The 14029-nt window shown below is 36.8% G+C and carries 12 protein-coding genes and 2 pseudogenes; 6 read left to right on the forward strand and 8 right to left on the reverse strand.

Annotated elements, in window-relative coordinates:
• Positions 1–89: 89 nt before the first annotated feature.
• The 5 genes and pseudogenes from vanZ-A to V7083_RS14930 form a co-directional block, all read right to left on the reverse strand.
• A pseudogene (gene vanZ-A / locus V7083_RS14910) lies at positions 90–572 on the reverse strand (glycopeptide resistance protein VanZ-A); the annotation flags it as partial.
• Positions 573–718: 146 nt separating this feature from the next.
• Positions 719–1084: pseudogene (locus V7083_RS14915) on the reverse strand (IS1595 family transposase); the annotation flags it as partial.
• A 217-nt stretch (positions 1085–1301) separates the two neighbouring features.
• Positions 1302–1589 (reverse strand): hypothetical protein, encoded by a 288-nt coding sequence (locus tag V7083_RS14920; RefSeq protein WP_335479151.1) that lies wholly within the window; start codon positions 1587–1589, stop codon positions 1302–1304.
• Between the two features lie 368 nt (positions 1590–1957).
• Positions 1958–3916, reverse strand: a complete 1959-nt coding sequence (locus V7083_RS14925; protein WP_335479153.1) for a YhgE/Pip domain-containing protein — start codon at positions 3914–3916, stop codon at positions 1958–1960.
• A gap of 137 nt (positions 3917–4053) precedes the next feature.
• Positions 4054–4296 carry a hypothetical protein gene (locus tag V7083_RS14930; RefSeq protein WP_335479155.1) on the reverse strand — a complete coding sequence of 81 codons (243 nt, stop codon included), beginning with the start codon at positions 4294–4296 and terminating at the stop codon, positions 4054–4056.
• A gap of 248 nt (positions 4297–4544) precedes the next feature.
• Between V7083_RS14930 and V7083_RS14935 the strand changes: the two genes are divergently transcribed.
• Positions 4545–5171 carry a hypothetical protein gene (locus tag V7083_RS14935; RefSeq protein ID WP_335479158.1) on the forward strand — a complete coding sequence of 209 codons (627 nt, stop codon included), beginning with the start codon at positions 4545–4547 and terminating at the stop codon, positions 5169–5171.
• A gap of 247 nt (positions 5172–5418) precedes the next feature.
• Positions 5419–6285 carry an SPFH domain-containing protein gene (locus V7083_RS14940; protein ID WP_335479161.1) on the forward strand — a complete coding sequence of 289 codons (867 nt, stop codon included), beginning with the start codon at positions 5419–5421 and terminating at the stop codon, positions 6283–6285.
• 206 nt (positions 6286–6491) lie between these two features.
• On the opposite strand, the gene V7083_RS14945 is transcribed toward V7083_RS14940, so the two are convergent.
• The 3 genes from V7083_RS14945 to V7083_RS14955 all read right to left on the reverse strand — a co-directional run bounded on the left by V7083_RS14945 (position 6492) and on the right by V7083_RS14955 (position 9791).
• Positions 6492–7934 (reverse strand): MDR family MFS transporter, encoded by a 1443-nt coding sequence (locus V7083_RS14945; RefSeq protein ID WP_335479163.1) that lies wholly within the window; start codon positions 7932–7934, stop codon positions 6492–6494.
• 190 nt (positions 7935–8124) lie between these two features.
• Positions 8125–9426 carry an ammonium transporter gene (locus V7083_RS14950; protein ID WP_335479165.1) on the reverse strand — a complete coding sequence of 434 codons (1302 nt, stop codon included), beginning with the start codon at positions 9424–9426 and terminating at the stop codon, positions 8125–8127.
• A gap of 14 nt (positions 9427–9440) precedes the next feature.
• Positions 9441–9791: a P-II family nitrogen regulator gene (locus V7083_RS14955; RefSeq protein WP_335479167.1), complete on the reverse strand. Its 351-nt coding sequence runs from the start codon at positions 9789–9791 to the stop codon at positions 9441–9443.
• A 254-nt stretch (positions 9792–10045) separates the two neighbouring features.
• Between V7083_RS14955 and V7083_RS14960 the strand changes: the two genes are divergently transcribed.
• The 4 genes from V7083_RS14960 (at position 10046) to V7083_RS14975 (ending at position 13783) form a co-directional block, all read left to right on the forward strand.
• Positions 10046–11782 carry a DUF4153 domain-containing protein gene (locus V7083_RS14960; RefSeq protein WP_335479169.1) on the forward strand — a complete coding sequence of 579 codons (1737 nt, stop codon included), beginning with the start codon at positions 10046–10048 and terminating at the stop codon, positions 11780–11782.
• A 135-nt stretch (positions 11783–11917) separates the two neighbouring features.
• Entirely contained in the window at positions 11918–12388 is a 471-nt protein-coding gene (gene trmL / locus V7083_RS14965) for a tRNA (uridine(34)/cytosine(34)/5-carboxymethylaminomethyluridine(34)-2'-O)-methyltransferase TrmL (RefSeq protein ID WP_335479171.1), read from the forward strand.
• 246 nt (positions 12389–12634) lie between these two features.
• On the forward strand, positions 12635–12853 hold the full coding sequence (locus V7083_RS14970) for a hypothetical protein (protein ID WP_335479173.1): 219 nt from the start codon (positions 12635–12637) through the stop codon (positions 12851–12853).
• 147 nt (positions 12854–13000) lie between these two features.
• The gene (locus V7083_RS14975) at positions 13001–13783 is read left to right on the forward strand and encodes a Cof-type HAD-IIB family hydrolase (protein WP_335479175.1); all 783 of its coding nucleotides are present in this window, start codon (positions 13001–13003) and stop codon (positions 13781–13783) included.
• The last annotated feature ends 246 nt before the right edge of the window (positions 13784–14029 follow it).

The raw sequence follows: 14029 nt of genomic DNA on the forward strand, positions 1-14029 counted from the left end.
CTGCAAAGATAGAACCTCCACCATCCATCGTTTTTTAAAGATACATCTGTCTTAGAAGGAAATGAATGCCATCCATTGGGATAAACAAACAAATATTTAATTCTTATATGGATACGGAAATAGAGCAATAATATGAGCAAAAGTAATCCAATAAAATTAATAACTCGGTCTAATTTTTTATTATTAATATACTTGCTGCTCATACCATATAATTTCAGCCCAAGAAAGCCTCCAACTGTATTTGTAAGTACATCTGTTATGTCTGTCGCTCCAATAGCGAAGATATATTGAATTAATTCAAAAGTAATACTTAAAACCAGTATAAAAGAAAACTTAGGTAAAAATTCAATTTTTTTGAAATTGACATTCAAAAGCAAGCCCAAAGGAATAAAGACAATGACATTTTCTATCATCTCTACGAAATGGTCTCCTGCGGCAAACGGAATCAAATTAAGACTCCTATGGTGATAATTAAACACTAACGAAATATTGTATACTAATTTGAATAAAATTAACCAGATTAGTATCACTAAATATAAAGCTAGCAATCCTCTAGATAATATTTTTTCCATATAATCTCCCTTAAATTTTTTTACCGAATTTTCCCAAGTGGGATTTTCGGATTATGAATAGGGTATATTTTTGATAAGCACATCGATTATAGTCTTCAAAAACATCATTGTTTCTACAATTAAACAAACACCTCATTAAATATGACCTACACATTAAAATTTGATAGTCGTAAGCTGTCATATGTTACCTTCATTTCAAATACAAATGATGTTAATAGAGATTCTTTAATATGTTGTTTAGTGCTTTCGTAACTACGTTCATCTATGAACAAGAACCAAGAAAGGTAATTATCAAGATATTTTGTAGCTACACCTTTAAAACGGTCAAGCCATTTCTTCATTCGAGAATGAAAGCTGTTCACATTTTGAATATCATTAACCCTTTAATAACGTACTTTCCATCATCTGACTTGATTCGGTATGCTCGAATCCCTTTCTCTTACATAGGTTTTGTAGGCTCTCCAAGCATCAGTTACAAGCACATTGTCAGATGACAGTATAGATCCAATGATTTAAGGGTTAATTTATTGATGTTTTTTAATAAATTGCTAAATGCCCTGTCCATCTTTACAATCTACCCCGAATACTTGTTCCTACATTGATTAAATAAAAGGAATCAGAAATTGGTTTAATTATCAACATTTATCTTTAACACAGCCAAATGGAATAAGCAACCTTTTCTTTACGTGTCTGACAGGTTTTTTTAATAAAAATGTTTCACAATCTTGTTCAAACTCTACGTGTCCTAATACTATATATTTCTTGACCATCTTTGATTTTCATTTCACAATGGATGCTTATCTTTATATTATAGTAACCGGCCCATTCAGATAAAAGGCTTTCTAAATATTTGATTACCTTTTCATCAGGAGTTGCATAGCCAACGTCAATTTTACTAATTAAATATGGACCCAAATCGGGAAATAAGGCATTTGCCCATTCCTCCGCCTGTCTACTCGAATCAAAAATTCGATTATCTTCCTCATAAGTTCCATTAATCCATACGATGCTCTCCATAGAGTCACCCACCTTTTTGGAATTAAGAAAATAAAAAATAACCACTTCATAAATTAACTTTACAACAAATCAATTTTCGCTGAAAAGATAAATTCTTTCTTTAAAAAAGTTATGTTATTACTAAAAGCTTGGCAGTTCGAAAGTGTCACCTAAAAGATCGAATTACAAAAAGAGAATCGAGCAGACTTCGTTACGCGTTATTTATGGCTGTTCGTTGTGCTATTTGTGATTTAGAACCAATGATGGACTGAAAATCGCCAATAAATCAATAAAATACGCACTATGAATTCAGTGCGTATTTCTATGTGTTTTATAATGTTTGCGCCTCTATAGTGACGTTACTACATTGGTGCGTTCGTTTTTCCTTATTATCTCTCTATTTGATGCTTCAACACTTTCACCTGCACAAATGCATAGATCCATGTCACAATTGCAAATGCCCCAAAGAACATTAAAAGGTGTTGGATGCTATTTGTGAAAGTAGAAGGTTCATGCGAGGAAATGGCTGCACGCAATCCTTCTATTGAATAGGTCATCGGCAAATATGGATGTAATGCTCGGAAAAATCCAGGAGATGTTTCAATCGGGAATGTTCCTCCTGTTGAAGTAATTTGACTGATTAAGATAATGATCGCCAAGAATCTTCCCACATCCCCTAATGGTTTTACTAACATTTGAATCAGGGCAATGTACGTAATACTTGTAAGTACTGTTATTAAAATAAACTGATCCGGGTTTTTAACATGGAGTCCCAATATTTTAACTAATAAAAAATCCACTATCAATCCTTGTATGGTGACAACTATAACAAGCGTAGCAAGTTTACTAATAAACAGACCAAATCCTGTTTTTGGGATTTCCGGAATATCTCGCAAATCAAGGACAATTGTTAACATTATACAGCCGACAAACAAACTTAAAGCGATCATATATGGAGCTAGCCCGGTCCCATAATTAGCTACTTTATGGTATGACTGATTCACTAATTTGACCGGATCCGCAAACATAGAATATGTTTTATCTGATGTGTTTGCCGGGTTCGCTTCTTCTGCAGCATTCGATAATTTAGTCGTGAGCTCTTGGCTACCATTTTTTAAGTCGTTCGCACCGTCATTTAGTTTACTAACATTGGTGACAATCCCGCCCCAGGCACTAGAAAGGGATTGGGTGCCTGATGCCAATTTATTGGTCCCAGCCAGTAACTGTCCGGAACTTGTATTTAGTTGATTTTGGCCTGCCTTCAGTTGACTAATTCCCGAAGTAACTGACTTTTGACCTGTCCATAATGCCTCAACACCTTGATTTACTTGTGCTGCCCCTACTTCCAAGGCACCCGCAGACTTATTTATTTCAGTCAGACCTGAAGTCACGGCCTTACTGGTAACTAATATTGTTTGAAATTCAACATCCGTTTGTAGTTCTGGATGCTTTGATAGGTATTGTTGCAATTGACTGGTAACGGATGAGGATCCGCCTGTCGCCTTTTCAATACCTGCTTTCATGGCAGTTGTCCCACTTGCCAGATTATTGGTCCCTGGTGAAAGAGTCCCTAAACCATCCTCAACTTTTTTTGCGCCGGTTTCTAGTGAATTAAATCCGGCTAATGTTTGAGCAATTCCATTTGAAAAACTTCTCATACCATTGTTTAACTCACTGGCACCAGTTGACAAAAAATGAATATCCGGTGATTTGTCAGATAACCCAGTTAACAATTGTGAAGTTCCGTTATGTACCTGGTTAGCCCCGTCCGTAACTTTTTGTGATCCTTCCGCTGCATCACGGAGTCCTTTTGGCATACCAGCCACTTTATCAAAAATCACTTCAGCATATTTTTCAGAAATAGAATTAGACACCTGATTTTTGATTTTTTCCGCCCCATTTCGCCCAATCATTGATGCAACAAAGTTATAGGACTCATCTATTGCATAAGTAAAATTAATTTTTTGCGGATTGGGATCTGATAAGGTACCTGCATTTTTTGAGGCATCCTCAGGAATAGTAAGCACCATGTAGTAGTGATGCTTCTTTAATCCAAGTTGCGCTGTGTTTTCATCTACAAACTTCCAATCAAACTCTTTATTTTCCCGCAGTTTTTTTACTAAATCATCTCCGACTTTCAGTGTTTGATTATCCATTGTCGCCGGTTTGTCATTATTCACCACAGCAACAGGCATACGCTCCAAATGACCATACGGATCCCAAAATGACCATAGAAACATCCCACTGTATAGGATTGGAATGAAAAATAAAGCAATAATCGAAATAAGTGTCATCTTATTTTTGAAAATCCTAGCCCATTCTTTGATAAATAATGAAAAAACAGACATGTTCTTACACCTCTGACGTGTTAATGGTATTAGTTCTTATATAGACTTTGTTAAATATACGGTTTCCATTCTATTTAAAAAAGGAACCTCCTAATAGAGGTCCCCGTTCAAATAAAAAAAAGGCTGCATCTGCAACCTTATGCGTATCTAATACCCGCTGATTTAATATTGTTGAAATCACCTGAACTGCAAGGTGTCACTGCATATGTCATTTCACATTTCGGACAATTCATAATGACGGTTTCAAGAGTAAACGTTTCACCACATTCACAAGTAATGCTATGTGGAACAAGTGGAGCAAAATGTTCCTTCCCTTTTGCTTTTACATGATCCACGATGGCTTTTCCATCTTGCTTATTAGTTGAACAACCACAACTCATTTCATTACCTCCAAATAAACTAGTCAATTTAGAATAGCACATAAGAGAGTGAAGCGATGTGGCGATTTTCCAACAGATTTTCAGTAGGAATAACTGTAATTATTTACATATATGGAAAAATAATATCAAGTTGATGAGCAAAAGCTTGGTCACTTTACCAAGTTTTTTCAGTTAATAATAAGATTTTCTTCAGAAAATATTAAGATTCCTCCGTTATGATGTATATATCAAATTCGTGGGAGGAACTTATGAAAAAGATTAATAAAGGGGTAATTCCTGTTGTTTTAGTTGCACTAGTAAGCATTGTATTGATTGGATTGTTTTACTATTACGATTTCGCTCATTTACAACCTACTCCTGGAAAAATAGCCGAAAAAAAACCGGAGCGGCCACAAGGGGCAGAATTGTTCACCTTATTCGGAAACGGAGCCATTTTGGCCGGTGCGTTGAGCTTCTCTTGGTACCTCTTGAAAAAGAAACTCAAGTCACCATTTAAAATAGTGAAAATAGTTGCTAAAAAGGCCTTCAGTTTTCATACCTATATTGGCTGGGCTGAATTGGCGTTGGTAGCGGTTCATGGTGGGTACTTTTTAATAACTGATTTCAAAAATACAAATAATTTAACTGGTGCTGCTGCTTTTTTACTATTGCTGAGCTTAGCCATTTATGGATATGTGCTGCAGCGTAAAAAGAAAAAATCCATACGGTCTGCTCACTTCATCTTGAGCATCTTATGGATTGGGGCACTCTTAGTTCATGGTGGCGGTTTTGTCATCGCATGTGGAGTTGGATTAGCGGGGTTGTTTATTTTAGTATCAATATTTGAAAAAAAGCTAAAAAAACCTAATAAGATGAAGAAACCTATAATTTCTTAGTAAAAAAGGCAATCCTCTCAATTAGATGGGATTGCCTTTTGAGTTACTATAGTTTTTTTACCTTACATGTATTGGATGAAGGTCATTCTTTATGGTGTGTTTTTTCTTTCGTACCTCCCCACGAATACAATATTTGGAAAATTATTGATAAAATTTTGAATTTTACTAATAGCTATTATCCTTTTTATCTTAAGGTGATATCATGATGGACAAATATGGAATTATATTTTTATGAGGAGCGATTGATATGGAGGAAAAAAATATTGCCAAATTCAATGGGTTCATTGGGGTTATTTTATTTTTGCTATTTGCAGCCATTACGATTTATTGTTTTCAACAATTCATTTTAACAGAAAGATTTAGTCTATTGATTATTTCCATTCTGCTCGTGCTTGTTTCATTGTTGATTTTCTCAGGGTTTACGGTAGTGCAACCAAATCAGGCCAAAGTATTTACCCTCTTTGGAAGCTATCTTGGCGTCATTAAACACGAGGGATTTTGGTTAACCATTCCTTTAACCATTAGAAAAACAGTTTCTCTAAGAGTGCTCAATTTTAATAGCGATAAGCTAAAAGTAAATGATCTCGAAGGAAATCCGATTGAAATTGCTGCAGTTGTGGTTTATAAGGTTTCTGATTCGGCTAAAGCTGTCTTTGGCGTTGAAAAATATCGAGAATTTGTACATACCCAAAGTGAAACGGGTCTACGTCATATTGCCAGTCAGTATCCTTATGATAATTTTAATAACGATTATGAAATTTCCTTAAGGCAGCATTCAGATGAGGTAGCAGTTGAATTGACCAAAGATTTACAAAAACGCCTTACCTTTGCGGGGGTAGAAATTATCGAGGCACGAATTATGCATTTGGCATATTCTAGTGAAATTGCTCATGCCATGCTGCAAAGACAACAAGCAAAAGCAGTTTTGGCAGCTCGTAAAGTCATTGTTGAAGGAGCAGTCTCCATGGTCAAATCAGCAATCGACCAATTGGATGAAGAAGGTGTTGTAAAATTAGATGAAGAAAAGAAAGCACAAATGGTAAACAATTTGATGGTAGCATTAGTTTCTGAAAAAGGCAGTCAGCCGGTGATCAATACGGGAAGTATTTATTAAGGTCGTGGGATAAGTGAGAGAGAATAAGCGATACTTTGCTTCGTATTGACCAACAAATCGATAATTCATTAGAGAAATGGGCAATTGATGAGTTTCGAAGTGTAAACGCCTAAATTGAAATGATCTTCAAAAGCAAGGAGATTAAAACCAGGTGAGTAATAAATTTTCAAAAGAAATGCAGCATGACGAGAACATGCTGCATTTCTTTATGGTTGCATTTTTACTCTTACCTTCTTCTGTTGTTTCTCTAATTCTTCACCTTTAGGCTGTCTGTCATTTTTCATAAAAAAGGACAAGATAAGAGCGATTAGCGAAAGACCCGATACAACCATGAAAGCAACGTTTGCTCCGTACATATCAGGATGGTCAATCGTTGGATTACCTTGTGCTGTTTCGGATGTCGTGGTCATTACCGTAACTAAAATCGCTGTTCCTACTGAGGCAGCAATCATTTTCATAGTATTATCCATCGCAGCACCATGAGGCAACAATCGTTTAGGCAACTGGTTCAACGCTGAGGTTGCAACAGGCATCATTGTCATCGAAAGCCCCAACATTCTTATTCCATAAAGGATTGTAATATACGTCATGCTTGTTGATGGTCCTAATTTTGTAAACGCGAAGGACGCAGCCGTCATAATCGTTAAACCAATGGTTACAAGCCATCTAGCGCCAATTTTGTCAAATACCCGCCCTACGATTGGAGACATAAATCCACTAATTAACGCTCCTGGTAATAGAGCAAGCCCTGCTTCTAATGCTGAAAAGTCTCGCATGTTTTGCATGAACAGTGGAATAATGGTTTCTGCTCCAATTAACCCCATAAAGCCGATCATTCCAATGATGATCGCAAAAGGAAAAATCGAAAACTTAAACACTCGAAATTCCAGCATAGGATGTTCCAAACGCAATTGCCGAGAAATAAACAAAATCAATGATATGCCGCCGATTCCGAGAGAAAGCAATGTCATCCTGTCCGTCCAGCCAAAATTTCCGGCACAGGTAAACCCGTATAACAGCCCGCCAAAACCGATCGAGGAAAAAATAATGGAAACGACGTCCACCTTCGGCTTGGAAACCTCCGTTACATTTTTCAAAGCGAAGTATGCCACCACAATATCAATAAGTGCAATGGGCAGAATGATAAAGAATAAGACTCTCCACGAAAAATGTGAAGTTACCCATCCCGACAATGCCGGTCCGATTGCCGGTGCAAAGGAAATCACCAAACCAACAAGTCCCATGGCTGAACCACGTTTTTCTACAGGAAAGATCATTAAAAATACAGTTTGCATTAAGGGAAGCATAATGCCAGCACCACAGGATTGGATGATTCTCGCTCCTAATAGCAATTCAAAATTGGGTGCTAATGCTCCAACTAATGTTCCGAAAGCAAAAATACTCATTGCCGAGATAAATAATTGCCTAGTAGTAAACCTCTCTAATAAAAAGGCACTAACTGGAATCATGATTCCATTGACCAGCATAAACACTGTTGTTAACCACTGTGCACTATTAGCGGTAATGTGCATTTCATCCATAATGGGTGGAATAGCGGTAATCATGAGAGTTTGGTTTAAAATGGCAATGAATGTTCCAGCAAGCAAAAGTGCGATAATGGTGGACTGCCTGCTTGTAGATACGCCCATTTGTTCGTCCCCCATTCATATTTGATCTTACCTTGTAAAAAAGGTACTGTTTCAGATTACAAGATTTCTCTAAAAACTTCCAATGAATTGTTTGTAAAATTTTTGAAAGCATTTTTTATTTTCCCTCAATTTCAAAAAATTAACAAAACCCATCCTTATAAGAATGGGTCCATTTTGATGTTACTTTTTCTCACACAATTTCCTTGCCACTTGCAGGAGCAATCGAGATGCCAGTCGTTTCTTCGAAATTATACAAACTCGATGGCAAATCAGTGAATCGTTCTAATTCATTATAGGCTGGAATACCATGATAGGACATATCTAATCCCTCTTCTTCCTCGCGTTCCTCTGCTCTTAAACCTACAGTCCATTCGCAAACCTTAGCCATCAAAGCTCCGCCTAGAAGTCCCCATAAGACTACAACTAAAGCCCCTAACAGCTGAATGATAATCAGTGAAAAACGACCTGTAGTCAACAACCCTTGAGAATGATCGAACAATCCGACAGCAATGGTCCCAAATACCCCATTGAATCCATGTACCGCGACCGCACCTACAGGATCATCCACTTTTAGGTTATCTACTAATAAAGTTGCAAAAATAACAATAATTCCGCTAATAAGTCCAATTAAAATAGCGCTCCATTGTGAAACGTAGGCACATCCCGCAGTAATAGCCACAAGACCAGATAACACACCATTAATTGTCATGCTCGGATCCGCTTTTCCAAATTTCTTTATGGTCAGAAACAAGGCTGTTGTTCCCCCGCTTGCCCCTGCAAGCATCGTATTAAGAGCAATGGAAGCGAGAGAATTATTAGACGCATCCAATGTGCTTCCGGTATTAAAAGCAAACCATCCAAACCAAAGTATAAAGGTCCCTGCCGAGGCTAAAGGGATATTACTTGGCGCAAAAACATTTGTGCTGCCGTCTGAATTAAACCGGCCTTTTCTTGGCCCTAATATTTTTGCCATCGAAAAAGCGGCAAGCCCCCCAACAGCATGTATCGCAGCTGAACCAGCAAAGTCCTTCATGCCCAGTTTAGCCAGCCATCCATTACTGTTCCAAATCCAATGACCGGATAAAGGATATATAACGATACAAATCAAAACGGCGGTCACGATATAAGCATTAAAGTTCATCCGCTCCGCAACTGCACCGGAAACAATGGAAATACAAGCCACGGCAAAGCCAATTTGAAATAGGACAAAAGCTGCGCTTGGTAAGGGTATTGAAAGATGAATATTCTCGGGACTTCCGAACAAATTAATCCCCACTAGACCAAAAGCGTCCTTTCCATACATAATACCGAATCCAATGATCCAAAACGCTAAAGTACCGACTGTTAAATCCACGAAAATCTTCATTGTTACATTAACGGCATTTTTGGTGCGGACAAACCCAGCCTCCAATAAACTAAATCCACCTTCCATAAACAGGACCATTGCTGCAGCAATAACAACCCAAACGGCATTTACATGTAGTAACGACATTGATCCTCACCCCTTTATTTCACTAAATCATCGATGTCATAATCGGCTGTGCCAGTTTTTATATTATAGGCTTCAAGAATAGGAAAAACATAAATCTTGCCGTCCCCATCCTCACCTGTTTGCGCAGCATCCATTATAGTTTTAATCGTGAGCTCTACCATATAATCCGATAGCACAATCTCCATCTTCACTTTTGGATGGAGGGTGATTTTATAGTTTTTGCCTCTATAGACCCCTTTCGTATCCTTTTGCTTCCCTCTGCCAACTACTTGAGAAACTGTAAATCCAGTAATGCCAATATGCTTTAAACCCCTTATTGTATCTGTTAATTTTTCAGGTCTGATGATTGCTTCAATTTTTTTCAATTTCTCCACCGCCTATCACATGTTAGGTTTCCTAACATCATATGTAGAATAATATAACATACCATATAAATGTGTCAATGTAATTTTAGAAAATTAAAAAAGAAAAGTACTTATGAGATTTTTCATAAGTACTTCTTTGCTAAATTGGAAAATACTGCATGGTAACATGAACGAACCTGACATACATCTTTATTTATTCATGATATAATTAATATAGAAGAAATTGGTAACTTTAATAAAAGGAGGGTTGAAAAATGAAATGGATGAGAAAGTTCCAGGTTCGCCTCAAGGGTTTAACTGATGCAGTTACTCGATTTCCTTTAACCACTCTATTTCTTGTATGTGCAGCCATTTTAAATGCATACCTGATAATCTACAAAAATGAAAATATGAAATGGTTAATGACTTTTATTATTGGTGCTTTTTTAAGTGCTGTTTCACAAGTCGTCTTTGAGCGCTTTTTTTCAAAAGCTTCTTCACGATTAACCCTGATGGGGCTTGTTACCTTATTAACGGCAGGATATTACCTTATTATTATGAATGCTCCAGATTCGGGAATGGATGTAGAAATCAGAACGGCGGTTGCATTATTTTCTCTTCTTATTGCTTTCATTTGGGTTCCTGTCATAAAAAGTAACATAAGTTTTAACAAAAGTTTTATGATTACCTTCAAGGCATTTTTTCTGTCTCTATTTTTCTCAGCTGTTCTTTTCGGAGGAATTAGCATCATTTTGGGCGCAATCGACCAGCTAATTTTTCGTATAGACCCAGAATTTTACGGTCAAATGGCAAATGTGGTGTTTATCTTATTCGCACCAATGTTCTTTCTTTCATTGATTCCGGCTATTAATCATGCCGAAGAAGAAGACATTAATCAATCAGCCCATTGTCCAAAGTTTCTGGAAGTTTTGTTGTCTTACATTGTGATTCCTTTAATAGCCGTGTTTACTATGATTCTAATTGTTTACATGATTAAAAACATAGGTGGAAAGTTTTGGACTGATAATCTCCTTGAACCTATGCTGGTCACTTATGCCATCACTGTAATTTTGGTTTACATTCTAGTGAGTGAACTTGCGAATAAATTCGCAGCATATTTTAGAACACTTTTTCCAAAAATTCTTATTCCCATTGTTCTGTTCCAGATTACATCTTCGGTAATCAGCCTTTCTGATACCGGAATCACTCATACCCGTTATTATGTCATTCTATTTGGACTATTCGCTGCGATTACTGGATTTATTTTCAGCCTACTACCTGTTCGAAAAAATGGGGTTGTGGCCCTCCTGTTGATTATTTTCGCAGCTATTTCAATTGTACCTCCAGTCGATGCATTCACTATTAGCAGAACAAGTCAAACATCTACGCTTAAAGAAGTACTTTTAAAAAATAAGATGCTGGAAGATCATAAAATTAAGCCAAATTCCCATATTTCTGATAAGGATAAATTGAGGATTACCAATGCTGTTCAATACTTGTACATGATGGGCTATACTAAAAATATCGATTGGTTGCCAAAAGATTTCAATGCTTACAATGATTTTTATGAGACTTTTGGATTCAAGGAATATCAAAAACCTGCTGATTATGTACAGTCTATTTATCTTTCTATGAAACAACCAACACCAATTGATATTACCGGCCATGATATTTTTGTGCAGACAGATTTAAATAGTGCTGAAAACCCTAGTAATGCAATCATTTGTCACATTAAAAAATCGGGAAAAACATATACCCTAGTAAAAGATCAGCACGCATTAAAATTAACAGGAGCAGATGATTCTGAACTAATTAGCTTTAAAACAACTCAGATCTTTGATAAGTTTGATCAGTATCAAACTTCAAATGGTGAACTTACTCCTGATGAGGCTACCTTCACAACTGAAAACAGCCGTGCCAAATTGACTATAGTTGTCCAAAACATCAATATAGAAAAACAATATAAGCAGTATAATGATGCGTTTTTGTTCGTTTTTGTGGAGATTAAATAGTATTAAAATAAAAAGGCTCAGTTTCCGGTGAACTGAGCCTTTTTATTTCACTAGAATATCCCCTTAAAAGGTAAATATATTGCAAAACATTATGCTATAATTTTGAGGGTAATATAAAAATAGAGGTGACCTTTCATGGCAATACATGTTGTACTATATCAGCCAGAAATTCCGGCTAATACTGGAAATATCGCACTAACTTGTGCAGCAACGGGTACAGCCTTGCATCTAATCCGACCACTTGGCTTCTCAACAGATGAAAAAATGTTACGGCAAGCTGGTATAGATTTCTGGGAGTCTGTAAACATAACTTATTATGACTCATTAGATGATTTTTTTTCAAAAAATCATGGTGAATTTTATTATATTGAGACATTTGGTGAAAAAACACACTCAGCCTTTGATTTTAGTAATAGGGAAAAAGAACATTATTTTATGTTTGGAAAGGAAACAACGGGATTACCCAAAGATTTAATGAAGAATAATAAAGACCACTTTTTGAGAATACCTATGAATGAACATGTTCGTTCGCTGAACCTATCGAATACAGCCGCTATATTGGTGTATGAGGCTTTGCGCCAGCAAGAATATCCCCATTTAAAATAAACAATCTCCCTTATCGGAAGATTGTTTATTTTTTTCCTAGTAAGGGCTTGTCGTACGTCCTTGGCATAGACCAGCTTTCTTTTAACTGATGATTACAATATTAACTTTTCTAATATTTGTTTGGCATACTGGCCTGCCGGGACTGCTTCAGGTGTTCCCAATGTACATGAAAAATGCCACAGATTCTAAAATTCACAGTTGTTCATATATTTTAAGTAATACCAAATGAAATTAGGTGATTTTACTATGTTTGTTGTTCATTACTTTGAAAACAAAAATGCATTATTAGTCCAGCTGCGAAAAAGTCTGCCATCTGACGGTGATCACTTAACAATTAAAGGCCGTAAAGGAATAGTATCTAGCGTAAACCATATCGATGATAAGACGGTTCATGTGCAAGTCACCTTAGAAACGATCAATAAAAACAAGCAAATGGTTGATTTATCTAAAAAGAAAAAAAGGTAACCAATCCATAGCCCTTTCATGAACTCTCATAAGGGCTATTTTTATTTGACAAGGTTTTCTATGGGCAATCATCTTAGGTTTTCTCGAAATACATGTTATACTGAAATATGGTAAATTTGTAAATTTCGTAATGTAGGAGTGTGTTACATGCAATACAAGGCTGTCATCTTTGATATAGACGGAACGATTCTCCCCCACAGAAAAGCCCTTAGTTCGGCCACTAAACATGCCGTTCAACGTTTGAAAGATAAAAATTTGAAGGTCATCATTGCAACAGGCAGGGCTCCATATTTTTCAGAGTCGATTGTGGAGGAAATCGGAACAGACTCGATGGTATTTTTTAATGGGGCATATGTCTCCCATGAAGGACAAGAACTCTACAAAAATACTATAGATAATAAAATCTTAACGAATGTGTTTCAGCTAACACGAGATTATAATCATGCCCTAACCTTTCTGAGCGGCAAGGACTTTAGGGTTTCAGATTTGGAGCATCCCATTGTCAGAGAGGCCTATCAGCATGACCCGTGGAAGCCGGGCTTGGCGTCGCAGCAATATTGGCTTGAGGAAGATATTTATCAACTGTTCCTTCATTGTGAAGTTGAGGAAGAATTGTCCTATCAAAAAATGATTCCTGAGTTGGATTTCAGAAGATGGACTTCAGGCGAAGCTCGTACTTGTGATGTAAATTTGTCGAAATCCAATAAGTCAGTTGGAATAACTAAGCTGTTAGAGAGAGTCGGAATCGCCCCTGATGAAGCGGTTGCGTTCGGAGATGGCTTAAATGATATCGAAATGCTTTCGTTTGTGGGCATGGGGGTTGCAATGGGTTCCGCTTTAGATGAAGTGAAACGTGCTGCAAAAATGGTTACCCTTTCTGCTGAAGAAGATGGGGTTGCGGTCGGATTGGAGCGGCTTGGGTTAATATAAAAATGGTCATTAGCATTTCCAGAGATTTACACGGTAATTCTATACAGAATATACCGATTTGTATTTAAAAGACTGTAGGGATAGATTTTATTTGATCTAAGTGACCCCTTTATCAATTGATTCACTTTTTTGGTCAGATAGACCTCTTTTATATAACCCTTTTTTCGATTCTTTCGCTGTTTTGGTCACATAGACCTCTCCTATATGACCCTTTTTTCGATTCTTTCTTTTTTTCGGTCACATAGA

This window comes from Bacillus sp. JJ1764, assembly GCF_036962145.1.
GTDB lineage: Bacteria > Bacillota > Bacilli > Bacillales > Cytobacillaceae > Neobacillus.